This is a genomic window from Terrabacter sp. 01T434, assembly GCF_056398545.1.
Genome location: NZ_JBFTPP010000005.1, coordinates 455,126 through 480,288 on the forward strand (window position 1 = coordinate 455,126; position 25,163 = coordinate 480,288).

Consider the following 25,163-nt stretch of genomic DNA (forward strand, 5'->3'; position numbering starts at 1 on the left):
GGGATCACTTGTTGCCCTCGAGCATCAGCGCCATGGCCTCTGCTCGAGTTGCCGCGTTGCGCAGCTGACCGCGGACCGCCGAGGTGATGGTGCTCGCCCCGGGCTTGCGGATGCCACGCATCGACATGCACAGGTGCTCGGCCTGGACGACGACGATGACGCCCTGGACGTCGAGGTGCTCGACCATCGCGTCGGCGATCTGGGTCGTGAGGCGCTCCTGCACCTGGGGCCGCCGGGCGTAGACCTCGACGAGGCGCGCGAGCTTCGACAGCCCGGTGACCCGACCGTCCTTGCCCGGGATGTAGCCCACGTGAGCCACCCCGTGGAACGGCACGAGGTGGTGCTCGCACGTGCTGTAGAGCTCGATGTCCCGCACGATGACGAGCTCCTGGTGGTCGATCTCGAACGTCGTGCCGAGGACGTCAGCCGCCGTCATGTCGAGCCCGGCGTAGATCTCGGCGAACGAACGAGCCACTCGGCCCGGGGTGTCGAGCAGACCCTCGCGTTCGGGGTCCTCGCCGATGGCGAGGAGCAGCTCCCGCACGGCCGCCTCCGCCCGTGCCTGGTCGATCGCCACCCGTCAGCCCTTCTCGTTGGGGTTGACGGGGCGGTCGTCCGGCACCTCGATGATGTGCTCGGCGGGGTGCTCCTCGGCCAGGGGGTGGGCGCCCACCGACGCAGCCTCGTCGATCTTGTCCTCGAGCCTCTTGTCGGCCGGCACCGGCGGCGGCAGGTGACCGTTCTGGCCACCCGAGCCGTTCTGCGCAGCGATCTCTGCGGGCGTCAGCACCGGCGGCCGGTCGCTGAGCTGGCGCGTCTGCGACGACAGCCAGGTCGGGCGCTGCGGCGCCTTGGAGACCGACTTGAACAGCTCGGCCAGCTCGTGGACGTTGAGCGTCTCCTTCTCGAGGAGCTCGAGGACGAGGTGGTCGAGCAGGTCGCGGTTGGCGTTGAGAGCGGCGTACGCCTCGTCGTGGGCCGCGTCGATGAGGGCACGGACCTCCTCGTCGACGATGCGGGCGACCTCCTCGGAGTAGTCGCGCTGGTGGCCCATGTCGCGGCCGAGGAAGACCTCGCCGGTGCTCTGGCCGAGCTTGATGGCACCCACGCGTGCGGACATGCCGAATTCGGTGACCATCTTGCGGGCCATCCCCGTGGCCTTCTCGATGTCGTTGCTCGCACCGGTGGTCGGCTCGTGGAAGACGATCTCCTCGGCGACGCGGCCACCGAGGGCGTAGGCGAGCTGGTCGAGGATCTCGTTGCGCGTCGTGGAGTACTTGTCGTCGAGCGGCATGACCATCGTGTAGCCGAGGGCGCGACCGCGCGGGAGGATCGTGATCTTCGTGACCGGGTCGGTGTGGTTGAGCGCCGCGGCGACGAGGGCGTGACCACCCTCGTGGTAGGCCGTGATCTTGCGCTCCTTGGCCGACATGATGCGCGTGCGCTTCTGCGGACCGGCGATGACGCGGTCGATGGCCTCGTCGAGGGCCTCGTTGTCGATGACCTTCCGGTCGCCGCGAGCGGTGAGCAGGGCGGCCTCGTTGAGGACGTTGGCGAGGTCGGCGCCGGTGAAACCCGGCGTGCGGCGGGCGACGGCGAGCAGGTCGACGTCGGCCGTCACGGGCTTGCCCTGGGCGTGGACCTCGAGGATCCGGTGGCGGCCGATCATGTCGGGCGCGTCGACGGCGATCTGGCGGTCGAAGCGGCCCGGACGCAGCAGGGCCGGGTCGAGGATGTCGGGGCGGTTGGTCGCCGCGATGAGGATGACGTTGGTCTTGACGTCGAAGCCGTCCATCTCGACGAGGAGCTGGTTGAGCGTCTGCTCGCGCTCGTCGTGACCGCCGCCCATGCCGGCGCCGCGGTGGCGTCCGACGGCGTCGATCTCGTCGACGAAGACGATGGCCGGGGCGTTGGCCTTGGCCTGCTCGAAGAGGTCGCGGACGCGGCTCGCGCCGACACCGACGAACATCTCGACGAAGTCGGACCCGGAGATCGAGTAGAACGGCACGCCGGCCTCACCGGCGACGGCGCGGGCCAGCAGCGTCTTGCCGGTACCGGGCTGGCCGTAGAGCAGCACACCCTTGGGGATCTTGGCGCCCACGGCGAGGAACTTCGCGGGCTCCTGGAGGAACTCCTTGATCTCCTGGAGCTCCTCGATGGCCTCGTCGCAGCCGGCGACGTCGGAGAAGGTCACCTTGGGCGTGTCCTTCGTCGCGAGCTTCGCGCGGGACTTGCCGAACTGCATGACGCGGTTGCCACCGCCCTGCATCTGGCCCATGAGGAACCAGAAGAGCCCGAGGATGACGAGGATCGGCAGGACCGAGAAGAGCAGCGAGCCGAACCAGCTGGGCTGGTCGATCTGGTCGTCGACGCCCTGGGCCGGCGGCTTGGCGTCGAGCGCGTCGACGACCTGCTTGCCACGCGCGTCGACGTAGAAGGCATAGACGGTCTTCGCGTCCTTCACCGTGCCGTCGGGCGAGGTGTAGGGCTTCTTGAGGGTCAGCTCCATGCGCTCGTTGTTGAGCAGCTTGGCCGACTCGACGTTGCCGTCGGTGATCTGCGTCATCGCAGCCGACGTGTCGATCCGGGGCGGGCCGGACTCGGAGAACATCATGCCGAAGACGAGCGCGCTGATGAGGACCAAGATCCACAGCAGTGGTGTGCGCAGTATCCGCTTAGCGTCCATGTACGTGCGGGACCTGTCGGGCCCCGGTCCTCCTGCTCGTCCGGTGAGTTTGTCCACCGGCACAACGTCCGGTGGACCACCAGTGTTCCGCATGCGGCGGCCCGGTGACCAACCCGCCCGTCGAGGGTTCCGGTCGCAGCGTCAGCCGCCGGTGGCGGCGCGGAGGGCCTCGAGGACGCGTCGGTCGATGCCGTCGGGGCTGAGACGGGCCTCGTAGTTGGCGTTGCCGGCCCAGTCGGCCAGGGCCGTGGCGACGTCGTCGCCGGTGAAGCCGACACGCGCCAGCCGGTCGCGCACCTCGTCGGCAAGTGCTCCCTCGAGCGGCGCGACGTCCTCCGGCTTGCCGAAGAACATCTCCCAGTCCGAGAGCAGCCGGCCGAGCTCGGTCACCGGGTCGGCATGGTCGTCGACGCGGAGGTCGGCGAGCACCCCGCACGCGTCGTAGCCCGCACCCGGCTCCACGGCATACAGCGCCGCGCTCTGGCGTCCACGCGAGTCGCCGCCGGCCTCGTCGCCGGCGACGAGCGCGGCGAGGAGCCGTCGGGCCAGTGGCTGCCCGGCCGAGTCGTGCCACGCACGCTCCATGGCCTCGACGACCTCGGGCCCCGTGAGGATGTTGCCCTGAATGGCGTATGCCGTGTCGCCGTCGTCGCGCGCGACGCCGCCGGCCCAGTCGTTGCACTCCGAGCCGGTGAAGGTCGCGGCGGACGCGAGCCCGACGACCCCGACCTGGCGCGTCTCGCGGCCCTCGTCGAGGACGGTGGCCGCGTCGAGCGCGTCGTCCGCCGACTCCCCCGCGGCCAGGCGGCCGAGCAGCTCGTCGAGGTAGGCGACGCGGGCGAAGGACTGCGTCGCGACGGCCCCGACGCCGAGCCGTGCACCCGGGACGACGGCGCCGACGGCGAGGAACTTGCTCGCGACGGCGATGCCGTGGGCCTCACCCTGTCGGGCGACGATCGAGAAGGTCACGCGTAGACGTGCGGCGCGAGGGTGCCGACGCAGCGCAGGTTGCGGTACTTCTCGGCGTAGTCGAGCCCGTAGCCCACGACGAACTCGTTGGGGATGTCGAAGCCGACGTACTTGACCGGGATGTCGACCTTGACGACGTCGGGCTTGCGCAGCAGGGTGCAGATCTCCACCGACGCGGGGCTGCGCGACTCGAGGTTGGACTTGATCCACGAGAGGGTCAGGCCGGAGTCGATGATGTCCTCGATGATGAGCACGTGCCGGCCGGTGATGTCGGTGTCGAGGTCCTTGAGGATGCGCACGACGCCCGAGCTCTTGGTGCCGGAGCCGTAGGACGAGACCGCCATCCAGTCCATCGGCGCGGTGCCGGGCAGGGCGCGCATGAGGTCGGCCATGACGACCACGGCGCCCTTGAGGACCCCGACGAGCAGGAACTCCTTGCCCTCGTAGTCCTTCCAGATGTCGGCGGCGAGCTCGGCGAGCCGGGCCTGGATCTGCTCCTCGGTGAGCAGGACCTTGGCCAGGTCGTCTCCCATGTGCTCGTGATCCACGAAGGCTCCTCAGTGCGGTGCGGGGGTGCGGGGGGTCGTGCGGGGCGGGACCATTCAACCGCACCCGACCGTGGGGCCCACACCGCGCGGTCAGGCGTTGGCGGCTTGGCGCAGCGGGCTGAAGACGATGGCCCCGTCCGTGCGGGCGACGGCGATGCCGCCCGGGACGTGGAGCGGGCCCTGGCCGTGCCACGAGGTCAGCAGGGCGTCGAGCGACTCCACGTGCGCAGCGCTGACGTCGGCGAGCGGTGCGCCGGCCTCGGCGGCGAGCAGCCTCCACACACGGGTCCGGATCGCCCGGGGCAGGGCCGCGAGGGCTACGAGGTCCACGCCGTCGCCGCCGGGTCCCCCCGGGAGGTCCGCGCGGGCGGTCAGGGCCAGGCTCTCCAGGTAGTCGGCATCCTCGCGGAGCAGGTCGGCGCTGCGCGCGAGCGCCGCAGCGAACCCGGGCCCGAGCTCGGACTCGAGCGTCGCGAGCAGGCGCCGCGCCCGCACCCGGCGGAACGTGTCGTCGCTGTTGTGGGGGTCATCCCACGGGTCGATGCCGTAGGCCGCGCAGGCAGCCAGTGTCGTGGCGCGCGGCAGGGCGAGAAGCGGGCGCACGAAGCGGTCCCGGCGCACGGGCATACCGCTGAGCGACCGGGCCCCCGAGCCCCTCGACAGGCCCAGCAGCACCTGCTCGGCCTGGTCGTCGCGCGTGTGACCGATCAACACGGTGCACGCGCCGAGCCGGTCGGCAGCCGCCTCGAGGGCGGCGTAGCGCGCCGAGCGGGCGTCCGCCTCGAGACCAGCGCCGCTCGTGCGCACCTCGGCGCGCACGACCTCGACCGGGTCGAGCCCCATCTCGTGACAGAGGGCGGCAGCGTCCTCGGCCACCCGGGCGGAGTGCTCCTGGAGGGCGTGGTCGACGACGAGGGCGCCGCCGCGCAACCCCGCGCGGGGCGCCTCGAAGGCGAGCGCCGCGGCGAGGGCCACCGAGTCAGGACCTCCCGAGCAGGCGACCAGCACGACGCCTCCCGCGGGCACGTCAGCGAGGTGCTCGCGCACCGCGAGTCGGGTGGCGGCGACGGCGGGGTCGGGACCGGGCATCTGCGCTGGGGCTCGCATCGCTCAGCCGTGGACCCGACGCACCCAGGCGTCCGGCTCGAGGATCTCGGCGGCCAGCGGCAGGGTCTCCGGCGAGGTCCAGACGGCGTTGAACCCGTCGCGACCGACCCGGTCGGTGACGGCCCGGACGAAGACGGCTCCGTCGCGGTACTGGCGCATCTTGGCCTCGAGACCGAGCAGCTTGCGCAGCAGGCGGTCGACCCCGACCGCGCTGTTGCGGCGCGCGTCGAACTTGCGACGGATCTCGTCGACGCTCGGGATGACCTTCGGGCCGACGGCGTCCATGACGACGTCGGCATGGCCCTCGAGCAGCGACATGACGGCCGTCAGCTCGGCGATCTGCGCCTTCTGCTCGGGGGTCGCGAGGAGCTGGCCGATCCCCTCTCCCGAGCTCAGCACCTGGGGAAGGTTCTTCGTCAGCTGCTCGAACCGCCTCGACAGGTCCTCCGGCGTGGGCGCGAGGTCCACGGCGAGGGCCTGGGTGCGAGCGACCATGTGGTCACGCAGCCACGGCACTGCGGTGAACTGCACACGGTGCGTCTCCTCGTGCATGGCCACCCATCGGCGGAAGTCGATCGGGTCGACCTGCATGCGCCGCTCGGCGGCGACGATGTTCGGGGCGACCAGCAGCAGGCGAGGCGTGCCGCCGGGCGCGAGGTCGTACTGTCCCAGCACCTTGCTCGAGAGGAAGGCGAGCAGGCCGCCCATCTCGGCGCCGGTCACCTTGCCGCCGATCGCCGCGGCCGTGGCGCTCGTCGAGGACTTCTTCGTCGCGTTGAGCTTGTCGACGACGGGGTCGAGCATCGCCTTGAACGAGTCGACGTTGACGCTGATCCAGCCCGCACGGTCGACGACCAGCGGGTCGGGTGCGTCGGCGGGCGCCGTGAGGGCACTGGTCTCGGCGACCGGGGCGACGGCCTCCGCGGCCGCTGCACGCAGGTCGGCCACGATCGCGGCGGCCTCGTCGCTCGAGACCTGCGGGCCGGGGTTGACGACCAACCGTCCGGTCCGCTTCGCGAACTCGTAGTCGACGGACGCGGCCGGCGCACCCCCCGAGCGGTCAGGACGGCTGGCGTCCACTGGAGTCGGGAGGGTCGTGTCGGTCATGCCAGCCCTTTCCGTGCCGTGACGGTGTCGTCGTCGCGAGAGGTGTCTGGGAGGCCCATCGGCCCGTCAACGGCACCCGCAGGAGGCGATCGCCGCTACCAGATGGTCCAACGCCGCCCGCGCGTCGTTGGTTCCCACTCCGGCGACCATACCCACGAAGACGAGCAGCCGGCCGCTGTCGTCGACGACGCTCCCGGCGAGCGCGTTGGCGCCCGTCAGGGTGCCGGTCTTGGCCCGGGCCCGGCCCGCCGCAGCGTGGTTCGATCCGGCGAACCGGTCGGCGAGGGTGCCGGTCAGGCCACCGATGGGGAGGCCGTCCAGAGCGCGCCGCAGCACGGGGTGGTTCCCGTCGTAGCCGAGCACGAGCACGTCGGACAGGAGCGAGGCGCGCACCCGGTTCTCGCGCGACAACCCACTCGCGTCGGAGAGGGTCACGCCGGCCGTGTCGAGGCCGAGTGCGGCGACCTGTGAGACGACCCAGGAGCCCACCGCTGCGAAGGCTGTGCCGGCCCCGGAGCGGTAGGCCGCCTGGCGGGCGAGGATCTCGGTGAGGGCGTTGTCGCTGTCGGTCAGGGCCAGGGCCAGCTGCTCACGGACGGGGGCTGACTGGACGCTGCCGAGGATCGCGCCCGGCCCCTCGGTCGGCGCGGCGGTCCCGACGTCCTGGGTGGCGCTGTCGCCGGGCGTCGCAGACGGTGCACCGGAGCGGGTCGGTGTCGGCATCGGCGAACCGGGGGTACCCGGAGCCCGGCCCCGAGGCGCTACCCGCACCTCGATGCCACGGGACTCGAGCAGCTTGACGAAGGCCGACCGCACCGAGACGACGGGGTCGGCCGGACCCGGGGCGCCGCCCCGTGCCCGCTGGCTCGACAGGCCGAGCATCGCGACCGCGCCGGTGATGCCGGAGCTGCGGAACGTCGGGGCCCACGTCGGCGCCGTCGTGGGCCCACCGGCATACGACTCGTCGACGAAGAGCGTGACCCTGCGGGTGCCTCGGCCCTTGAGGGCCCTAGCGACCTGGTCGGCGAGGTCACCCAGGCCCGCGCGGCCGGCCACGGCCTCGGGGTCGCCCTTGCCGGGAGCCAGCAGCGAGTCGCCGCCGGCAACGAAGACGACCTGCTCGGGAGTGTCTCCCTCGCGCACCACGGTGCGCAGCGTCTCGTCGGGGGCGAAGACCCGGCCGATGGCCGCCGCGGAGAGCAGCTTCGTCGTCGAGGCCGGGATGCGCAGGTCGTCGCCGCGCTGGTCGAGGAGCACCTCGCCACTCTGGCCGTCCCGCACGACGAGTGCCGAGTCGCGCAGCGCCGGTAGCGACACCACGGAGGCCAGGGCCCGCTCCATGCCGCTCGCGGTCGCCGCGGCGGTGTCGCCCGCCAGCGACGGCAGCGGGGCCTCCACCGACGTCGACAGCGAGGGCTGGGGCACGAGCGGGAGCGTGCGCCTGGCGACGTACTCGGTCGGCGCGGGCGGCGGCAGTGGACGCAGCGTCAGCACACCGGGCGCGGCGTCGGCGACGTCGAGGACGGCATACCCCAGCAGGATCGCCACGACCGACCACACCACGGCCATGCCGTACGTCAGGCGGGGAGCGCGTCGGCCGGGCTCCGACTCTGGCGCCATGGCGCGTCACCCCCGTCCCGTCGTCCGTGCTGTTTCGCGCAAGGCCGGTCCTTGCTGACACACTGTCGCGAACGATTCTGTCAGCCGCAGGCGAGTGCTCCGGCACCCGAGCCGCACCCAGCCAGCACCCGAAGACCGTGAAGAAGGGGAAGACGTGGAGTTCGACGTCACCATCGAGATCCCGCGCGGACAGCGCAACAAGTACGAGGTCGACCACGAGACGGGCCGGATCCGGCTCGACCGCTACCTCTTCACGCCGATGGCCTACCCCGCCGACTACGGCTACATCGAGGACTCCCTCGGCGAGGACGGCGACCCCCTGGACGCCCTCGTTCTGCTGCCCGAGCCGCTCTTCCCCGGCGTCGTCGTCGAGGTCCGCCCGATCGGCGTCTTCCACATGACCGACGAGGCCGGCGGCGACGACAAGGTGCTCTGCGTGCCGGTCGACCCGCGCAACGTCGACGTGCAGGACATCACCGACGTCAACGAGTTCCGCCTCAAGGAGATCCAGCACTTCTTCGAGCGCTACAAGGACCTCGAGCCGGGCAAGCACGTCGAGGGCTCCGACTGGGGCAACCGTGAGGCTGCCGAGAAGATCATCGGCGAGGCGCTCGAGCGCGCCAAGGAGCAGGGCGTCTCGACCGCCCGCTGGGCGATGCCGCAGGGGCACTGACCCACCGAGGACGTATGCCGTGTCGCCGACCCCCGCCGCCCACCCGGGCTGCGGGGGTCGCGTCGTCTCCGGCACCGCCGCCGGTGCAGTCAGACCGGGTGGTGGCGATGGAGAAGCAGATGGTGCTGCGTCCGGTGGGGTGATCACCCCACCGGACGCAGCACCATGCGCCGGTTCATGCGGAGGAGGGTGTCAGCTCGCCTCGGCGCCGTCTGCTGCGCCCACGGCTGCCGTCTCGCGCCGGCGCTCGGACGACACGGCCACGGCCTGCGCCGGACGCGGCCGCAGCACGAACGCAGCGACCGCGAGCGCGACCAGCGTGAACGTCGCCGACGTCAGGAAGGCGGGCCTGACGCCCGGGACGAACTCGCCCGGCACGGCCTGCGACGCGTAGACGCTGACGATGGCCGCGAGCCCGACGGCGCCGCCGAGCTGCTGCGCGGTCTGCAGCAGGCCCGACACCGTGCCGGCCTGGGTGCGGTCGACGCCGCCGAGGACGACGACGGTGACCGGCATGAAGACGAGTGCCGCGGAGACTCCGTTGAGCACCAGCGCACCGAGGAGGTGGCCGGCATACGTGCTCGTCGTCGAGATGCTGCTCAGCCAGACGAAACTCGCCGTGAGCCCGAGCGTGCCGACGAGGAGCATCGGGCGCGGGCCGACCTTGGCGACGAGGCGGGCGCTGACCCGGGACGTCGCGAAGATCGCGAGGCTGAGCGGGAGGAACGCCGCTCCGGTGGCCACGGGGCTGAAGCCGAGGACGAGCTGGAGGTACTGCGTCACGAAGAAGAAGGTCGAGAACTGGGCCCCGACGACGAGCGCCATGAGCACGAGGGCCCCGCCACGGGTGCGGTTCCGGACCAGCGCGAGGGGCAGCAGGGGCACGGCCACCCGGTCCTCGGTGCGCACGAAGAGGGCGAGCAGGGCCATCCCGACGACGAAGGACGCCAGCGTCAGGGGGGCGGTCCAGCCACGGTCGGCGGCACTGATGAAACCGTGGACGACCGCGACCGACCCGAGGGTCGCCGTGACGGCGCCGACGACGTCGAAACGGCCACGGACCCTCGGCGTCTCCGTCACGAAGCGGCGCGCGAGGACGAGCACGACGGCGCCGATCGGGACGTTGACGAAGAGGGTCCAGTGCCAGCTGACGAAGTCCGTGAGGACGCCGCCGAGGAGCAGGCCGATGGACGCACCGGCCGACGAGACAGCCGTGAAGAGGGCCAGGCCACGGTTGCGGGCGGCTTCGTTCGGGGCGCTCGTCGTCACCAGCGCGAGGACGCTCGGGGCGGCGAGGGCGGCGCCGACCCCCTGCAGGGTGCGGGCGGCGATGAGCCAGGCGGGCGAGGTCGCGAGGCCGCCGAGCAGGCTAGCGACCGTGAAGATGCCGAGGCCGATCTCGAAGGTGCGCAGGCGCCCGAAGACGTCGCCGAGGCGGCCGCCGAGCAGGAGCAGTCCCCCGAAGGCGAGGGTGTAGGCGTTGAGCACCCACGAGAGACCGGCGGGCGAGAAGCCGAGGTCGGTCTGGATGTGCGGCAGTGCGACGTTCACGACGGTCGCGTCGAGCACGAGCATGAGCTGGGCGACGAGGACGATGCCGAGCCCGATGGCTCCCCGACGGGCAGCATGGTCGGCTCCGGTGGGTTGTCGGGGGTCGGTGGTGGTGCGGGTGGCGGTGGTCGACATCTCTGACCTCAGGATTCGTGGTGCTGGGACCGGTGGTCCGCGGACGGGGTGCGCGACGTCTCGGCGGTGAGCGGGTCGCGGGTCATGGGGGTGAAGGCCAGGGCTCGGGTGCGCGTGGCACCGGAGCCGCTGGCGGCGCCGGTCTGCTCGCGGCGCTGGACGAGCGGGGCGCGGTGCGTGGTGGCCAGGTGCGACCGGTGGACGCGCAGGGCCTGTCGGGTGGGGCGGATCGTGGTGGTCATGGTTGCCGGACTCCTCTGTGACGACGGTCGGCGCTACGATTAGCGGAGAACCACTCCGGTTCCGCCTGACCCACAATACGGAGACTGTCTCCGTTTTAGCAAGGGAGTTTCTCGTGACGCCTGCCGACACCGGCAAGGCGACGCTCGATCCGTCGCCGGAAACCGTTGCCGCCCAAGGGGACTCGGCCGACGGACCAGCTCAGGACGCCGCCGAGAAATCTCCCCGCCCGATGCGCGCCGACGCCAGGCGCAACTACGACAAGATCCTGGCGACCGCCCGCATCGTCTTCACGGAGCGCGGCACCGACTCCTCGCTCGACGAGATCGCCAAGCGGGCGGGGGTCGGTCCGGGCACGCTGTACCGCCACTTCCCCACCCGCGAGGCCCTCGTCGACGCCCTCATGCAGGACTGGACCGACCGGGTCGCCGCCGACGCCGACGCCGCGATCGCCACCGGACTGCCCGCGCGCGAGATGCTGCTCGGCTGGTTCGAGCACTTCATCGACCACATCACGCTGCACCGCGGAGCGGCGAGCAAGATCTGCGCCGCCATGGACGACCCCGCCTCGCCGATGTATCGCAAGTGCCGCGTCATGAGCGACGCCAACCGCCGGGTCATCGACCACCTCGACGAGGACGGCGAACTGCGTCCCGGCATCGACGCCGCGAACGTCATGCGCCTCGTGAGCGGCGTCGCGAGCGTCGCCGACACGAGCCACACGGAGCTCGACGTGCGCCCCATGCTCGAGGTCGTCGTCGACGGGATTGTTCGCGACTGACCCGTGGTTGCACGGGCATGACCGTCGACCTGCGCATCTTCACCGAGCCCCAACAGGGCGCCACCTACGACGAGCTGCTCGCCGTCGCGCGAGCCGCGGAGGACCTCGGCTTCAGCGGGTTCTTCCGCTCTGACCACTACCTCCACATGGGTGGGGACGGCGGCGTCGGCCCGACGGACGCCTGGACGACGCTCGCCGGCCTGGCCAGGGAGACCTCGACGATCCGCCTCGGCACGCTCGTGACGTCGGCCACCTTCCGCCTGCCCGGGCCGCTGGCGGTCCAGGTCGCGGGCGTCGACCAGATGAGTGGTGGACGCGTCGAGCTGGGACTCGGCGCCGGGTGGTTCGAGGCCGAGCACACGGCATACGGAATCCCGTTCCCGCCGCTCGGCGAGCGGTTCGACCGGCTCGAGGAACAGCTCGCCGTCATCACAGGGCTGTGGGACACCCCGGCCGGAAAGACGTTCAGCCACAATGGAACCCACCACTCGGTCGCCGAGGCCCCCGCGTTGGCCAAGCCCGTTCAGGAGGGTGGCGTGCCGATCATCATCGGTGGCGGCGGGACGCGGCGCACGCCCACCCTCGCCGCACGGTATGCCGCCGAGTTCAACGCCGCGTTCACGTCGGCCGCCGACTCCGGCCGGCTCTTCGGACGGGTCCGTGACATCGCGGGCGAGATCGGCCGTGACCCCGACTCGCTGACCTACTCGGCGGCCCAGGTCGTCTGCGTCGGCAAGGACGACGCGACCCTGCGACGCCGCGCCCAGGCCATCGGCCGTGACGTCGACGAGCTGCGCGCGAACGGACTGGCCGGATCACCCGACGAGGTCGTCGAGAAGATCACGGACTTCCGGGCGGTCGGCACCGAGCGGGTCTACCTCCAGGTGCTCGACCTCTCCGACCTCGACCACCTCGCCGACATCGCCGACGGCGTGCTGCGCCAGGTCGCCTGAGCGCGTCGGCCGGCAGCCACCGCGGACGGATCGCTCTCTCGATCGGAGTTCCTGACTCCCGGACCCCCAGACTCCCGGGCCCACAACCGATCGAAAGAGCAATCCGTCCGCCGTCGGTCGTGGCCCGATTTGATATGCATAGGTTATCTATGTAAGTTGGGGCGAGTGATTGAACCGACCACCTTGGGCAACGAGCTGCTGCGCTCGGCCGCACGGCTGTCGCGCTGGGCCAGCCGGCACGCCTCGTTCGACGTGCCGTTCGCGCAGGCCCGGCTGCTCGCCCTCCTGGACGAGCTCGGACCCTCGCGGGTCAGCGTCCTCGCGGCCGCCGATCACAGCAGCCAGCCGACGATCACCACCCAGCTCCAGCGCCTCGAGGCGTCGGGCTGGGTGCATCGCGGATCCGACCCCGACGACGCACGCGCCACGGTGATCTCCCTCAGTACCGAGGGCCACGCCGCGCTCGAGAGTGTCCGCCGGGCCCGGCTGGCCGTCCTGTCCCCCGCCCTCGACCAGCTCGACGGACCGGCCCTCGACCGCGTCCAGGTCGCCATCGACGTCATGAACGAGCTGCTCGCCGCCGCGGCGGACGCCCCCGCTCCCCACCCCACCCGAAAGGACGGATGACCACCACCATGTGGCGCCAACCCAAGACCGTCTGGTCGATCGCGTTCGCCTGCGTGATCTCCTTCATGGGCATCGGCCTCGTCGACCCCATCCTCAAGCCCATCGCCGACGAGCTCGGCGCCGGGCCCTCGCAGGTCTCGCTCCTCTTCACCAGCTACCTCGCCGTCATGGGCATCGCCATGCTCGGGACGGGCTGGGTCAGCAGCCGCGTCGGCGCCAAGCGCACCCTGCTGCTCGGCCTCGCGCTCATCATCGTGGGCGCGGCCCTCGCCGGCAGCCAGGACACCGTCGGCGGGATCGTCGCGTTCCGCGCCCTGTGGGGTCTCGGCAACGCCCTGTTCATCGCAACCGCCCTCGCGACGATCGTCAACGCCGCGTCGGGCTCGGTGAAGCAGGCCATCATCCTCTACGAGGCCGCTCTCGGTGTCGGGATCGCGACCGGCCCGCTGCTCGGCGGCTGGCTCGGCGGGATCTCGTGGCGCTGGCCGTTCTACGGCGTCGCCGTCCTCATGGCGATCGCCTTTATCGCGACCCTGACGACGCTGCCCAAGACGCCGCCGGCCGAGACGCCGACCTCGATCTCGGCGCCGCTGCGCGCCCTCGGCCACCGCGGTCTGCTCACCGTCGGCATCACGGCGCTGCTCTACAACTTCGGCTTCTTCACGCTGCTCGCGTTCACGCCGTTCCCGCTCGCCATGGGCGCACACCAGATCGGGTTCATCTTCTTCGGATGGGGCGTCCTGCTCGCCATCACGTCGGTCTTCGTCGCCCCGCTGATCCAGCGCCGGTTCGGCACCCTGGCCGGCATCGTCGGCGCGCTCCTCGGCTTCGCCGTGATCCTCGCGGCCATGGCCATCTGGACCGAGAACAAGACCGTCCTCGTCATCGGCGTCATCCTGGCCGGCGCGTTCCTCGGCGTGAACAACACCCTCATCACCGAGACGGTCATGAAGGTCGCCCCCGTCGAGCGCGGCGTCGCGTCCGCGGCATACTCCTTCGTCCGCTTCAGCGGCGGCGCCGTGGCCCCGTGGCTCGCCGGCAACCTCGGCGAGAAGTCGATCCACCTGCCGTTCTGGGTGGGCTCCGGTGCTGTCGTGCTCGGCGTCCTCGTCCTCCTGACGGCGCGTCGCATCATCAGCGCGCTCGACGAGGCGCCCGGACACGGCGCCGAGGCCGTCACCTCACGAGTCGAGGCCGAGGCCCTCACCGTCGGGGACGCCTGAGCGGGACCCGTCCCGTCTGCACGCCGAACGCCGCGCCCTTGAGGGGCGCGGCGTTCGCGCATCCGGGCTCGTGCGGTCCGGTCAGTGCAACGAGGCCAGGCTCGCCTCCCCGGACTCGACGAGACTCGTCTCCCGGCTGCCGAACTCGACGCCGCGGCGCTCCTTCCCCAAGGAGGTCAGGACGATCACGACGACGAAGACCGGCACGATCGTCACGGCCAGCGCGAAGGGATAGCCGTGCGTCGAGGCGATGGCCTGCTGGATCGGCAGGTTGAACGCCGCGAGACAGTTGCCGAGCTGGTAGGTGACGCCGGGGTAGAAACCGCGGATCTCGTCGGGGCTCAGCTCGGTCAGATGCGCAGGAATGACGCCCCAAGCACCCTGGACCATGACCTGCATGAGGAACGAGCCGAGGACGAGCATGCCCGCGGTCTGCGAGTACGCGAACAGCGGCACGATCGGCAGGCCGAGAAGGGCGCAGAAGATGATGACGACCTTGCGCCCGTACCGTTCCGAGAGCGACCCGGCGACGGCACCTCCGGCGATGGCACCCACGTTGTAGATGACGACGATCCACGACGCGGTGCTCTTCGCCAGCGCCGCACCGCCGTCGTCGGTGGCCTTGAGGAAGGTCGGGTAGATGTCCTGGGTGCCGTGGCTCATCCAGTTGAAGGCGGTCATGAGCAGCACGAGGAAGATGAATCGACGCCAGATCGCCCGGTTCGCGAGGAGCTGGCGCACCGAGGTGCTGGTCTGCCGGACCCGCTCGTCGGCACTGCGCCAGACCTCGGACTCGACGACGCGCGACCGGATGACGAACGTGATGGCGGCCGGGATGATCGACAGCGCGAACATCCAGCGCCACGACAGGCCGAGCCACGAGTTGACGACGAGGAAGGCCAGCGAGGCGAGCAGGTAGCCCATCGAGTAACCGCCCTGCAGGATGCCGGAGAAGAAACCTCGGCGGTCGCTCGGCAGCTTCTCCATCGCGAGGGCGGCACCGAGGCCCCACTCGCCTCCCATGCCGATGCCGTAGAGCATGCGCAGGACCATGAGGACGCCGAAGTTCGGCGCGAAGGCGCAGGCGAAGCCGACGACGCTGTAGAACGCGACGCACGTCATGAGCGGGACACGCCGGCCCCGCCGGTCCGCCCAGAGGCCGAAGATGAAGGCCCCGACGGGACGCATGATGAGCGTCATGGTCGTGATGAAGGCCATCTCCGGCAGCGACTTGTGGAAGTCCTTGGCGATGTCGGCGTAGATGAGGACGACGAGGAAGTAGTCGAAGGCGTCCATCGCCCAGCCGAGGTAGGCGGCGGCGAACGAGTTGCGTTGGTCGGACGTGAGCCTCGTCCGTGTCGGCGCTGGTGCAGCCATCCGTGCCTCCCTGTGGTCAGGGGCCGGCGGGGACTCCGTCGTACCCGCCCGGCTGCATACCCCCCAACCTGAAAAAAGCCTGTGAACGGGGCACCGGCGCCGGGATCGGCTCACACCCGGACATCAGCGGAGCAGGTCCGCGAGGCCGATGTCGCCTCGGCGGCGCGGCCCGCCCCGTACGTCGTAGGAGTCGAGGAGCAGCTCCGCCAGCTCGCGCCGGTCGAGGCGGTCGAGACGTGCCCACAGCGTCACGCGGAAGCGGAACGTGTCGATGCGCACGAAGACGTCGCGGCGGCCTGCTAGCGCCAGGGCGGTGTCCATCTCACCCGTCCACACCTGGACCAGCTCGCGTGCGTCGTCGTCGACCCTCAACCGAGCGAACGTATGCCGTCCGGCGCGCCAGGCGGGCGACCCCTCGTGAGTGACCGTCCGCTCGGCGCCGGGCAGGCGCCCGGCCAGCTCGTCCACGTCAGCCCACGTCGGCATCGCTCCTCCTCCCGTAGGCAGGCTAGACCGGACCGACCGGCCACACGTGGCCTCTCGACGGTTCGGAGGCGGCCACACGTGGCCTTTCGACGTGTCCGAGGCGGCCACACGTGGCCTCTCGACGGTTGAAGAAGGTGGGTCGAGGGTCGAGGGGTGGGGTGGGGGTGGGGAGGCAGGTCAGTGGAAGGTGACGGACTCGCCGGCCTGCATGGCGGCATACGCGTCCGGGTCGGCCTCGAGGGCGGCGCGCCGCGCCTTGCGGCGGTAGCGCAGCACCTGCACGACGCCGAGCGCCCACACGGGGTACTGGACCGTCATCGCGGCCCGGAACGAGTCGACGCCCCAGGTGGACGGGCCGGCCGGCGACACCCGGTCGAGGACGACGCCGACGAGCGCGACCGCCGTCAGGGTCGCGATGAAGCCGCCGGTGTTGACGATGCCCGAGGCGCTGCCGATGCGGGTCGGCGGGTTGAACGTCCGGGCGAGGTCGAAGCCGATCATCGACCCCGGACCGCCGATGGCGATGAGCACCACGAGGACGACGAGCATCCACAACGGGGCACGGCCCGGCCAGAGCAGCACGACGGTCCACGCTGCGATCGCCGCGGCGACGATCCACAGCACCATCGTGCTGCGGGAGAACGGGTAGCGCATCGTCAGGGTGCCGATGACCGGGCTCGAGACGACCGACGTGACGACCATGACCATGAGCAGGACGCTGGCCGTCGCCGGCGAGAGCCCTTGTCCTGCAACGAGGAACGGGAAGCCCCAGAGCATCGTGAACATGTTGGCGGCGAACTGCGACGTGAAGTGCGACCACAGCCCGAGCCGGGTCCCCGGCACCAGCCACGCGGCCCGCAGCGTGCGGGCGACCGCCCGGAGGCGCAGCTCGTCGCGGTGGTGGTCGGCGTACGGGCTGTCCTTGACGACCACCACGAGCGCGACCCCGCTGAAGACGCCCACCGACGCCGCGACGGCATACGACGGCGTCCACCCGAAGTGGGCGAGCGCGGCTGCGAGCGGACCGGCCGCGGCGAGCGCGCCGAGCTGGCCGAGTACGCCCGTCAGCTGCGTCACCATCGGCGTGCGCCGCGGCGAGAACCACAGGGCGACCAGGCGCAGCACCGAGATGAAGACCATCGCGTCGCCCATCCCGAGCAGCACGCGGCACAGCAGCGCGGCCTCGAAGGAGTGGACGAACGCGAAACCGAGCTGCGCGATGGTCAGCAGCGTGAGGCCGAAGCCGAGCAGCTTCTTGGATCCGTAGCGGTCGAGGAGCGCCCCGACCGGCAGCTGCATCGCGGCATAGACGAAGAGCTGCAGGATCGTGAAGGTCGACAGCTGCGCGCTGCTGATGCCGAAGCGGTCGGCGGCCTCGAGCCCGGCGACCCCGAGCGAGGTGCGGTGGAAGACGGCCAGGACGTACACGGCGATGGCCGCCGCCCAGACCGCCCAGGCGCGGCGGCCGTCGAGGGGGTGGCGCTGCCCCGGCTGGGCCGGCGGGGTCGTTCTCGTCATCCGGTGGGTCGCGCTTCTCAGTTCGCGCCGGTCATCGGGATGCTCTTCGCCGGGGCCTTGGGCACGCAGTCGACGATCGCCTTGGCGACGGTCTTGCTCATGTCGGGCTGGAAGACGCTGGGGATGATGTAGTTCGGGTTCAGCTGCTCGTCGGTGACGACGGACGCGATGGCGTCGGCCGCCTTGATGAGCATCTCGGTCGTCACGTCGGTCGCTCGCGCGTCGAGCAGCCCGCGGAAGACGCCGGGGAACGCGAGGACGTTGTTGATCTGGTTGGGGTAGTCGCTGCGGCCCGACGCGACGACGGTGGCTCGCTGCGTCGCCTCGTAGATGTCGACCTCGGGGTCCGGGTTGGCGAGCGCGAAGACGATGCGGTGCTCGGCCATCTCGTTGATCCACTCGGGGTCGAGGATGCGCGGCGCGCTGACGCCGATGAAGACGTCGGCGCCCTGGAGGCCGTCGCGCAGGGTGCCGGTGAGGCCGCGCGGGTTGGTCTTCTCGGCGAGGTCGCGCCATGCCGGGGTCAGCGACTCGTCGTCCCGGTTGAGCAGGCCGGGGCGGTCGGAGACGGTGACGTCGATCGCGCCGGCGGCCAGCAGCAGCTGGACGATCGCCGAGCCGGCCGCACCACCGCCGGAGACGACGATGCGTGCGTCGGGGAGCTTCTTGTCGATGCACCGCAGGGCGTTCTTGAGCGCCGCGAGCACGACGATGGCCGTGCCGTGCTGGTCGTCGTGGAAGACCGGGATCGACAGGCGCTCACGCAGCTTGGCCTCGACCTCGAAGCAGCGCGGCGCCGCGATGTCCTCGAGGTTGATGCCGCCGAAGCCGGGGGCGATGAGCTCGACGGTGCGCACGATCTCGTCGACGTCGGTCGTGTCGATGCAGATCGGCCACGCGTCGATGCCGGCGAAGCGCTTGAAGAGGGCGGCCTTGCCCTCCATGACCGGGAGCGCCGCCATCGGGCCGATGTTGCCGAGGCCGAGCACGGCCGAGCCGTCCGTGACGACGGCGACGGAGTTGCCCTTGATCGTCAGCTTCGGCACGTCCTCCGGGTGCTCGGCGAGTGCCTGGCTGACCCGGCCGACGCCGGGCGTGTAGGCCATCGCGAGGTCCTGGCGGTTGCGCAGGTTGACCTTGGACTCGACGGAGATCTTGCCGCCGAGGTGCATGAGGAAGACGCGGTCGGAGACCTTGTGGACGCGGACGCCCTCGAGCGTCTCGACGGCGTCGACGACCTCGTTCGAGTGCTCGGCGTTGCTCGCCGAGCAGGTGAGGTCGATGACGAGACGGTCCGGGTGGGAGTCGACGATGTCGAGCGCCGTCGTGATGCCGCCGCTCTCGGCGACCTTGACCGCCAGGGCCCCGATGACCGCCGGGTCGGTGCCGGCGTGGATCCGCATCGTGATCGAGTAGGAGGCGGTGGTGGCACGGGCACGTTGGATCGACTCAGTCACGCCCCCCATCGTCCCACGATCCGGGAACGACCCCGGACCTCGTCCGAGGACCGATCAGTAACATTTGTCCGCCCCGGCGTCCGAGCGATGACGTATGCCGTCACGCCCCGTCCCCGGAGAGCCCACCCGGGCGCTCCCGCACGTTCCACCACGGAGCCGGGCACCCGGCATACGACAATGGGCCGGTGACGACACACGGGACGCCGCCCGCGACGACACCCGGCGGGGCGTCGCTGACCCGTCCCGAGGGGCTGACGGCCGCGGAGGTGGCCGAGCGGGTCTCGCGCGGCGCCGTCAACCGGCTGACCGAGCGCACGTCGCGTTCCATCGGCGAGATCGTCCGCGCCAACGTGCTGACGCGTTTCAACGCGATCCTCGGCGCGCTCTTCGCGCTCGTCATGGTCACGGGATCCTTCGCCGACGGGCTCTTCGGGATCGTCCTCGTCGTCAACTCGGCCATCGGCATCGTGCAGGAGTACCTCGCGAAGCGGAAGCTCGACCGGCTGGCCCTGCTCAACGCCCCGACGACGCGAGTCGTGCGCGACGGTGAGGTGCGCGTCGTGCCGACGACGGAGGTCGTGCAGGACGACCTCATCGAGCTCCGCACCGGTGACGAGGTCCCCGCCGACGGCACGCTCATCGCGAGCGCCGGGCTCGAGCTCAACGAGGCCAACCTGACCGGCGAGTCCGACCCCGTCCCGCACGACGAGGGAGACGACATCATGTCCGGCACGAGCGTCGTCGCCGGGTCGGGCCGCTACCACGCGAGCCAGGTCGGGGCCGATGCCTACGTCAACCGGATCGCTGCTGACGCGAGGAAGTTCACGCGCACCCGCTCCGAGATCCAGGAGTCGATCAACACCCTGCTGACCTACATCACGTGGGTCATCGTCGGTGCCCTGCCGATCGCGATCTGGTCGCAGTGGCGCACGGTCGGCGACCAGGGCTGGCGCGAGGTCGTCATCCGCTCGGCGGCCGGCGTGGTCGGCCTCGTGCCCGAGGGGCTCGTGCTCCTCACGTCGGTGGCCTTCCTCCTGTCGGCGGTGCAGCTGACGCGCCGCAACGTGCTCGTGCAGCAGCTGCCCGCGGTCGAGGGCCTGGCGCGCGTCGACGTCGTCTGCATCGACAAGACTGGCACGCTGACGGTGGGCGAGATCTCCTTCCGGGATGCGCGGCCGCTCGACGGGCAGGACGACGACGAGATCCGTTGTGCGCTGGGCGCGCTCGCCGACGACCCGAACGCCAACGGCACGCTGACGGCGGTCGCCGCAGCCGTCGAGTCACCGGGCTGGGAGCGCACGCAGACGATCCCGTTCAACTCCTCGCGGAAGTGGAGCGCGGCCTGCTTCGCCGAGCGCTCGACGTGGGTCCTCGGCGCGCCCGAGGTGCTGCTCGCCGCCGACCCCCAGCCGTCGCCGCCGGCCGTGATCGACGAGATCCGTGCCCAGGTCGCCGAGCTCGCCGACTCGGGCCTCCGCGTCGTGCTCCTCGGCCGGAGCGAGGAGCACCTCGCCGATGCCACCCTGCCGGCCGACCTCACCCCGGCCGCGCTCGTCACGCTCACCGAGAAGGTCCGCCCCGATGCGGCGGACACGCTCGCCTACTTCGCCGGACAGGACGTCGCCGTCAAGGTGATCTCGGGCGACAACCCCGTCACCGTGGCCGCGGTGGCGCGCTCGGTCGGGCTCGAGGTCGGCGAGCCGGTCGACGCGCGGACGCTGCCCGACGAGCCCGACGCGCTGCGTGAGGTGCTGGCGGCACACTCCGTCTTCGGGCGGGTCACCCCCGAGCAGAAGCGGGCCTTCGTGCACGCCCTCCAGGCCGACGGCCACGTCGTCGCCATGACCGGCGACGGCGTCAACGACGCCCTCGCCCTCAAGGATGCGGACATCGGGGTCGCCATGGGCAACGGGGCGCAGGCGACCAAGGCCGTCGCCGAGCTCGTCCTGCTCGACGGCAAGTTCTCGCACCTGCCCGACGTGCTCGCCGAGGGGCGCCGTGTCATCGGCAACGTCGAGCGCGTCGCCAATCTCTTCGTGGCGAAGAACGCGATGAGCCTCGTCGCGATCCTCGCGGCCGCGGTCATCGCGGTGCCGTTCCCGTTCCTCCCGCGCCACCTGACCCTCGTGTCGGCCGTGACGATTGGCATCCCGGCGTTCTTCCTCGCGCTGGGGCCCAACAAGCGTCGCTACCTCGCCGGCTTTCTCGGTCGCATCCTGCGCTTCGCGGTGCCGTCGGGGGCCGTCGCGGGGGTCGCCGTCATCGCGTCGTACCTGTGGGCAGGCAGCAGCTACGGCGTGCCGCCCGCGGAGTTCGCGGACCGGTGCACCGTCGAGGCCGGCACGCGGACCGTCACCGACGTCGCGTGCTGGCAGCCCGGCAGCGGCGCCACCATCACGCTGCTCACCGTCTTCTTTTGGATCCTCGTCGTCCTCGCCCGCCCCTTCCGGCCGTGGAAGGCCGCCCTCGTCGCCGCCATGGTCGGCCTCGCGGTCGCGGCCTTCCTGCTCCCGTTCGCCGCGCGCTTCTTCAACCTCGACGCGCCCCTGCCGCTCGTGTGGCAGTCGCTCGCCGTCGGAGCCGTGGGAGCCGGCCTCGTCGAGACGATCTACCGCCTCTCCCCGTCCGTCCGCAACGCCCACCACCTGCGCGACTGACGCACCCTCGGGTCCGGCGGCGCCCCGCACCCGCGGGCCGTCGTAGAATCGAGGTGCACAGGGATCCGGCGTGACCTGATGGGCGGGTAGGCACGCAGCCGTGTCGCGCACCCCGCGACCAGATCCGGAGCCGCCCTGTGTCACCCATCGACTCGTACCGCCACCTCTTCGGCCTCACCGGCCGCACCTACATCGTCGTCGCATTCCTGGCTCGTCTGCCGCTCGCGATGAGCCAGCTGGGCACCCTCCTGCTCGTGTCCGCCGCCACCGGCAGCTACGGCGCTGGCGGCTTCTGCGCCGGTGCCCTCGCCGTGGCCAACGCCGTCGGGGCGCCCTTCTGGGGTTCCCGCGCCGACCGAGTCGGTCAGCGCCGCGTCGTGGCCTTCCAGTCCATCGCCGGCGGTCTCGGCATCGTCGGCGTCCTCGTCGTCGTGGCCGCCGGACTCCCCTGGGGCGTGGCCGCGGTCGCGAGTGCGGTCGCGGGTCTGCTTCTGCCGCAGATCGGTCCGCTGGCACGGGTGCGGTGGCGGCCCATCACCGCAGCCTCGGGATCGCGCCAGCACGGCCTCGTCGACGCCGCCTTCTCCTACGAGGGCGCTGCCGACGAGGCGTCCTTCGTCCTCGGCCCGGCGCTCGTCGGGCTCGGGGTGTCCGTCGCCAGCCCGACCGCGGCCCTGGCCCTCGCGGCTGCCGGCCTCGCGGTGTTCGGCACCTGGTTCGCCCTGCACGAGACCGCGGACGTGACGCACGCGGCGACCTCGAGGGCGACCGGTGCCGTGGGCCCGCTCCTGACGCCGGCGCTCGTCGTCCTCGGCGTCGCCCAGCTGCTCGTCGGCAGCGTCTTCGGCTCCGTCCAGACCGGCACCTCGGTGCTCGCCACCGCGGCCGGCTCCCCCGGCCTGACCGGCTACTTCCACGCCCTCCTCGGCGTCGGCAGCGTCATCGCCGGCCTCGCGGTCGCGGGGCTGCCGGCCCGGTTCGCGCTGCCGACGCGGTTGCGCTGGTTCGCCGCCGGCCTACTCGCGCTGTCGGCCCCGTTGCTGCTCGTCGGTTCGCTGCCGGCGCTCGTTCCCGTGCTCCTCGTGCTGGGCTGCACCGTCGCGCCCTACATGATCACGACCTTCACCCTGGGCGAGCGCGTCACGCCGCCCTCCCGCACCGGCGCCGCCATGACGGTGCTCGCCGCTGCGACCGGACTCGGTTATGCCGTCGGCGCCGCCCTGGCCGGTCGCCTCGCCGACTGGGGCGGCCACACGCCGGCGTATGCCGTCACCGTCGGCGCCGGCGCAGCTGCGGTCCTCGTGTCGTGGGGTGCGCGTCGCGTCCTCGAGCGCGCCGAGCTCCACCGGCAGCCCGACCCCGCGACGCACCCGTAGCCCAGCGGCTGGACCCGCTAACCCCGCCCCGGCGGACTTGTGGCAGCCCCCAGACCCGAACCAGGCCCCTTGACCCCGCCCCGGCGGAGCTGCTGCGGGTCAGGGGCGCAGGCGCATCCGCATCGCCGGCCACGCGGTCGGGGTGAAGCCGAGCTCCTCGTACAGACCCGATCCCTCCCCGGTGGCGAAGAGCTCGACCACCGTGGCCTCGGTCTCGTCACGCAGCCAGTCCAGGACCCCGACGACGCAGGCACGCGCCAACCTCTGCCGCCGCGCCTCGGGCAGCGTCGCGACATTGCTGACCAGACCCCAGACGCCGTTCGGGTTGACCGGCGACGGGGTCTCGAAGCGCAGGCCGGCCATCGCGCCGGCCACGACCGTGCCGTGGGCGCCCTCGGCCAGCACGACGCACGCCCGCGGGCCGCCCAGCTCCCGCTCGAACCACGCGGTCGCGGCCTGGCGCCAGCCCGGGTCGTCGACGCCCAGGACGCCCATGGCCGAGAACATCAAGGCCCGGAGCCCCGTGACGGCAGTGGCGTCGGCGGGCGTCGCACGCCGCGTGGTCCACGGCCCCTGCGCCACCTGCCCCGTCGTCTGCCCGGTCACTGGAGCGTCCCGCCCGTGAAGGCCGGTGCGAGCGGCACGTCGGTCGCGGCATACGTCGTCTCGACGGCCCGCGCGAGCCGCTGCGCGACCTCGGCCAGCCCCGGCAGAGCGCGCCCGTCGGCCGCCGTGCGCAGGAAACGCAGCACTCGGTCGGGCATGCGCGGCATCGGCTTGACCGGGTTGGTGCGCTGGGGCTCGCCGTCGACGAGCGGACCGAGACACCAGCTGCCAGCCAGCCACGCCCAGGCCTCGGTGGCGAGGTCGAGGTCGTCGTCGAAGCCGGCGCCCAACACCTCCGGCCAGACCGACCCGACCGACTCGCGCCAGCGGTCGAGGGCGACGTGCGCTGCAGCGGCCGCGAGCGACCACGCGCACCAGCACGTCGGCCACGGCACCCGGAGGTAGGCGGCGTCCCACGCGACCGGTCGCCACACCGCGAACTCGAAGTCGAGAAGCGCCACATCGCCGGAGTCGCGGACGAGGTTGTTGTCGGGGCACATGTCGGCGGCCGAGAGGCTGCTCGCATCGACCCGGAACCGCCCCGGCACCCCGGCGAGCACGTCGAAGATCCCTTCGGGCACGTCCACGTCGAGGGCCGTGGCCAGCCGGGCCCACTCGGTCGCTGCCGTGGCGAGCTGGCCGGGCAGGTAGTCGATCTCGACGCGGCTCTCCGGCTCGCCGGCGGCGCGGGCCAGCACCCCTGCCTCGAAGGCTTCGCGAGTGTCACGACCTGCGGTGTGCAAGCCCGCCAGGGCCGTCGCCCAGCCCGACAGCGTCTCGGCCGCCAGGTCGGCATCGGCGCCGAGCAGCGCGTCGGCGAGGTGCGTCCGCTCCCCCAGGTCGGCCATGACGACGAGCCGCGGGTCGCTGCTCTCGGCGACGAGGTCGGGGGTGCCGGCGAAGCCCGCGAGGGCCGCCAGGGCCGAGGCCTCACGGGCGAATGCCTCCCGCCCGTCCTCGCCGAGGTAGCGCTTGACGACGAGGGACCGCCCGGCCGAGCGGACCCGCACGACGAGGGTTCGACGGCTACCGGGGAAGGCATCGCCCAGCACCTCGAGACGCTCGCCGACGAGCCCCGAGGCAGCCCGAAGCGTCTCGTCCAGCAGGTCCGGGTTCGGGGACGGCGAGGTCACGGTCACCGGCGTCACTGTGCCAGATCGCGAACCCGGGAGCAGGCTCCACGGGACCCCTCACGGGCCCAGCCACATACCGCGCATTCGAGGCATTCAAAACTTCTGGCACAGATTCGTCGAAACCCGGTACATACGGCCACGGGTTGATTACTGTCACACATGTAACACCCCCCCGGCTGGCACGCACCCCCCCATCCGCACCAGCCTCGAAGGAGTCCGTCCTGCGCGCGCAGGCGGGCTCCTTCGCAATTTCCCCCGCGTATGCCGTGACCGCGGGTCCTCCGGTCACGGCTCGGCGCCTTCGGCCCGACGTTCGCCGGAGCCGCCGCAGCA

At 71.7% G+C, this 25,163-nt stretch carries 22 protein-coding genes; 7 read left to right on the forward strand and 15 right to left on the reverse strand.

The window, feature by feature from the left end:
- Positions 1 to 4: 4 nt before the first annotated feature.
- From folE to AC1DIW_RS13405, 7 genes are all read right to left on the reverse strand, one after another.
- The gene (gene folE / locus AC1DIW_RS13375) at positions 5 to 577 is read right to left on the reverse strand and encodes a GTP cyclohydrolase I FolE (RefSeq protein ID WP_442279213.1); all 573 of its coding nucleotides are present in this window, start codon (positions 575 to 577) and stop codon (positions 5 to 7) included.
- Between the two features lie 3 nt (positions 578 to 580).
- Positions 581 to 2,686 (reverse strand): ATP-dependent zinc metalloprotease FtsH, encoded by a 2,106-nt coding sequence (gene ftsH, locus AC1DIW_RS13380; protein ID WP_442279212.1) that lies wholly within the window; start codon positions 2,684 to 2,686, stop codon positions 581 to 583.
- Positions 2,687 to 2,827: 141 nt separating this feature from the next.
- Positions 2,828 to 3,655: a DUF1028 domain-containing protein gene (locus AC1DIW_RS13385; RefSeq protein WP_478108719.1), complete on the reverse strand. Its 828-nt coding sequence runs from the start codon at positions 3,653 to 3,655 to the stop codon at positions 2,828 to 2,830.
- Complete coding sequence (gene hpt / locus AC1DIW_RS13390) at positions 3,652 to 4,203, reverse strand: hypoxanthine phosphoribosyltransferase (RefSeq protein ID WP_442279210.1); 552 nt, start codon at positions 4,201 to 4,203, stop codon at positions 3,652 to 3,654. The genes AC1DIW_RS13385 and hpt overlap by 4 nt, the downstream gene beginning before the upstream one ends.
- 90 nt (positions 4,204 to 4,293) lie before the next feature.
- Complete coding sequence (gene tilS, locus AC1DIW_RS13395; RefSeq protein ID WP_478108863.1) at positions 4,294 to 5,292, reverse strand: tRNA lysidine(34) synthetase TilS; 999 nt, start codon at positions 5,290 to 5,292, stop codon at positions 4,294 to 4,296.
- 21 nt (positions 5,293 to 5,313) lie between these two features.
- Positions 5,314 to 6,417, reverse strand: coding sequence for a zinc-dependent metalloprotease (locus AC1DIW_RS13400; protein ID WP_478108721.1), 1,104 nt, complete (start codon positions 6,415 to 6,417; stop codon positions 5,314 to 5,316).
- 66 nt (positions 6,418 to 6,483) lie between these two features.
- Positions 6,484 to 8,037, reverse strand: a complete 1,554-nt coding sequence (locus tag AC1DIW_RS13405) for a D-alanyl-D-alanine carboxypeptidase/D-alanyl-D-alanine-endopeptidase (RefSeq protein ID WP_478108723.1) — start codon at positions 8,035 to 8,037, stop codon at positions 6,484 to 6,486.
- A gap of 154 nt (positions 8,038 to 8,191) precedes the next feature.
- On the opposite strand from AC1DIW_RS13405, the gene AC1DIW_RS13410 reads away from it, so the two are divergent.
- Positions 8,192 to 8,710 carry an inorganic diphosphatase gene (locus AC1DIW_RS13410; RefSeq protein WP_442279207.1) on the forward strand — a complete coding sequence of 173 codons (519 nt, stop codon included), beginning with the start codon at positions 8,192 to 8,194 and terminating at the stop codon, positions 8,708 to 8,710.
- Between the two features lie 192 nt (positions 8,711 to 8,902).
- Here AC1DIW_RS13410 and AC1DIW_RS13415 read toward each other — a convergent pair whose 3' ends face one another.
- Together AC1DIW_RS13415 and AC1DIW_RS13420 are read right to left on the reverse strand one after the other, a co-directional pair.
- The gene (locus tag AC1DIW_RS13415; protein ID WP_478108725.1) at positions 8,903 to 10,396 is read right to left on the reverse strand and encodes an MFS transporter; all 1,494 of its coding nucleotides are present in this window, start codon (positions 10,394 to 10,396) and stop codon (positions 8,903 to 8,905) included.
- 8 nt (positions 10,397 to 10,404) lie between these two features.
- Positions 10,405 to 10,638 carry a hypothetical protein gene (locus tag AC1DIW_RS13420; RefSeq protein ID WP_442279205.1) on the reverse strand — a complete coding sequence of 78 codons (234 nt, stop codon included), beginning with the start codon at positions 10,636 to 10,638 and terminating at the stop codon, positions 10,405 to 10,407.
- 113 nt (positions 10,639 to 10,751) lie between these two features.
- Here AC1DIW_RS13420 and AC1DIW_RS13425 point away from each other — a divergent pair, with 113 nt between their 5' ends.
- The 4 genes from AC1DIW_RS13425 to AC1DIW_RS13440 all read left to right on the forward strand — a co-directional run bounded on the left by AC1DIW_RS13425 (position 10,752) and on the right by AC1DIW_RS13440 (position 14,220).
- Entirely contained in the window at positions 10,752 to 11,417 is a 666-nt protein-coding gene (locus AC1DIW_RS13425) for a TetR/AcrR family transcriptional regulator (protein ID WP_442279204.1), read from the forward strand.
- A 17-nt stretch (positions 11,418 to 11,434) separates the two neighbouring features.
- Positions 11,435 to 12,370 carry an LLM class F420-dependent oxidoreductase gene (locus tag AC1DIW_RS13430; RefSeq protein ID WP_478108728.1) on the forward strand — a complete coding sequence of 312 codons (936 nt, stop codon included), beginning with the start codon at positions 11,435 to 11,437 and terminating at the stop codon, positions 12,368 to 12,370.
- A gap of 165 nt (positions 12,371 to 12,535) precedes the next feature.
- The gene (locus tag AC1DIW_RS13435) at positions 12,536 to 12,997 is read left to right on the forward strand and encodes a MarR family winged helix-turn-helix transcriptional regulator (RefSeq protein WP_442279202.1); all 462 of its coding nucleotides are present in this window, start codon (positions 12,536 to 12,538) and stop codon (positions 12,995 to 12,997) included.
- Positions 12,994 to 14,220, forward strand: coding sequence for an MFS transporter (locus tag AC1DIW_RS13440; RefSeq protein ID WP_478108730.1), 1,227 nt, complete (start codon positions 12,994 to 12,996; stop codon positions 14,218 to 14,220). The genes AC1DIW_RS13435 and AC1DIW_RS13440 overlap by 4 nt, the downstream gene beginning before the upstream one ends.
- Before the next feature lie 81 nt (positions 14,221 to 14,301).
- Here AC1DIW_RS13440 and AC1DIW_RS13445 read toward each other — a convergent pair whose 3' ends face one another.
- From AC1DIW_RS13445 to AC1DIW_RS13460, 4 genes are all read right to left on the reverse strand, one after another.
- Positions 14,302 to 15,597 (reverse strand): MFS transporter, encoded by a 1,296-nt coding sequence (locus AC1DIW_RS13445; RefSeq protein ID WP_478108732.1) that lies wholly within the window; start codon positions 15,595 to 15,597, stop codon positions 14,302 to 14,304.
- A gap of 123 nt (positions 15,598 to 15,720) precedes the next feature.
- Positions 15,721 to 16,083 (reverse strand): MmcQ/YjbR family DNA-binding protein, encoded by a 363-nt coding sequence (locus tag AC1DIW_RS13450; RefSeq protein ID WP_442279199.1) that lies wholly within the window; start codon positions 16,081 to 16,083, stop codon positions 15,721 to 15,723.
- Between the two features lie 177 nt (positions 16,084 to 16,260).
- Positions 16,261 to 17,601, reverse strand: coding sequence for an MFS transporter (locus tag AC1DIW_RS13455; protein ID WP_478108734.1), 1,341 nt, complete (start codon positions 17,599 to 17,601; stop codon positions 16,261 to 16,263).
- Positions 17,602 to 17,618: 17 nt separating this feature from the next.
- Positions 17,619 to 19,067, reverse strand: a complete 1,449-nt coding sequence (locus AC1DIW_RS13460) for an NAD-dependent malic enzyme (RefSeq protein WP_442279197.1) — start codon at positions 19,065 to 19,067, stop codon at positions 17,619 to 17,621.
- A gap of 176 nt (positions 19,068 to 19,243) precedes the next feature.
- On the opposite strand from AC1DIW_RS13460, the gene AC1DIW_RS13465 reads away from it, so the two are divergent.
- Positions 19,244 to 21,715 carry an HAD-IC family P-type ATPase gene (locus AC1DIW_RS13465; RefSeq protein WP_478108736.1) on the forward strand — a complete coding sequence of 824 codons (2,472 nt, stop codon included), beginning with the start codon at positions 19,244 to 19,246 and terminating at the stop codon, positions 21,713 to 21,715.
- A gap of 137 nt (positions 21,716 to 21,852) precedes the next feature.
- The gene (locus AC1DIW_RS13470) at positions 21,853 to 23,091 is read left to right on the forward strand and encodes an MFS transporter (RefSeq protein ID WP_478108738.1); all 1,239 of its coding nucleotides are present in this window, start codon (positions 21,853 to 21,855) and stop codon (positions 23,089 to 23,091) included.
- Between the two features lie 99 nt (positions 23,092 to 23,190).
- On the opposite strand, the gene AC1DIW_RS13475 is transcribed toward AC1DIW_RS13470, so the two are convergent.
- The gene (locus tag AC1DIW_RS13475; RefSeq protein WP_478108740.1) at positions 23,191 to 23,697 is read right to left on the reverse strand and encodes a GNAT family N-acetyltransferase; all 507 of its coding nucleotides are present in this window, start codon (positions 23,695 to 23,697) and stop codon (positions 23,191 to 23,193) included.
- The gene (locus AC1DIW_RS13480) at positions 23,694 to 24,836 is read right to left on the reverse strand and encodes a phosphotransferase (RefSeq protein WP_478108742.1); all 1,143 of its coding nucleotides are present in this window, start codon (positions 24,834 to 24,836) and stop codon (positions 23,694 to 23,696) included. Before AC1DIW_RS13480 ends, AC1DIW_RS13475 begins: the two co-directional genes overlap by 4 nt.
- Between the last annotated feature and the right edge of the window lie 327 nt (positions 24,837 to 25,163).

Excerpts from the sequence above, each read along its gene's own strand:
- AC1DIW_RS13460 (WP_442279197.1), bottom strand. The coding sequence starts at position 19,067 with ATGGGGGGCGTGACTGAGTCGATCCAACGTGCCCGTGCCACCACCGCC.
- AC1DIW_RS13440 (WP_478108730.1), top strand. The coding sequence starts at position 12,994 with ATGACCACCACCATGTGGCGCCAACCCAAGACCGTCTGGTCGATCGCG.
- AC1DIW_RS13430 (WP_478108728.1), top strand. The coding sequence starts at position 11,435 with ATGACCGTCGACCTGCGCATCTTCACCGAGCCCCAACAGGGCGCCACC.
- AC1DIW_RS13455 (WP_478108734.1), bottom strand. The coding sequence starts at position 17,601 with ATGACGAGAACGACCCCGCCGGCCCAGCCGGGGCAGCGCCACCCCCTC.
- AC1DIW_RS13445 (WP_478108732.1), bottom strand. The coding sequence starts at position 15,597 with ATGGCTGCACCAGCGCCGACACGGACGAGGCTCACGTCCGACCAACGC.
- tilS (WP_478108863.1), bottom strand. The coding sequence starts at position 5,292 with ATGCCCGGTCCCGACCCCGCCGTCGCCGCCACCCGACTCGCGGTGCGC.
- AC1DIW_RS13450 (WP_442279199.1), bottom strand. The coding sequence starts at position 16,083 with ATGCCGACGTGGGCTGACGTGGACGAGCTGGCCGGGCGCCTGCCCGGC.
- AC1DIW_RS13415 (WP_478108725.1), bottom strand. The coding sequence starts at position 10,396 with ATGTCGACCACCGCCACCCGCACCACCACCGACCCCCGACAACCCACC.
- AC1DIW_RS13420 (WP_442279205.1), bottom strand. The coding sequence starts at position 10,638 with ATGACCACCACGATCCGCCCCACCCGACAGGCCCTGCGCGTCCACCGG.
- AC1DIW_RS13405 (WP_478108723.1), bottom strand. The coding sequence starts at position 8,037 with ATGGCGCCAGAGTCGGAGCCCGGCCGACGCGCTCCCCGCCTGACGTAC.
- ftsH (WP_442279212.1), bottom strand. The coding sequence starts at position 2,686 with ATGGACGCTAAGCGGATACTGCGCACACCACTGCTGTGGATCTTGGTC.
- AC1DIW_RS13400 (WP_478108721.1), bottom strand. The coding sequence starts at position 6,417 with ATGACCGACACGACCCTCCCGACTCCAGTGGACGCCAGCCGTCCTGAC.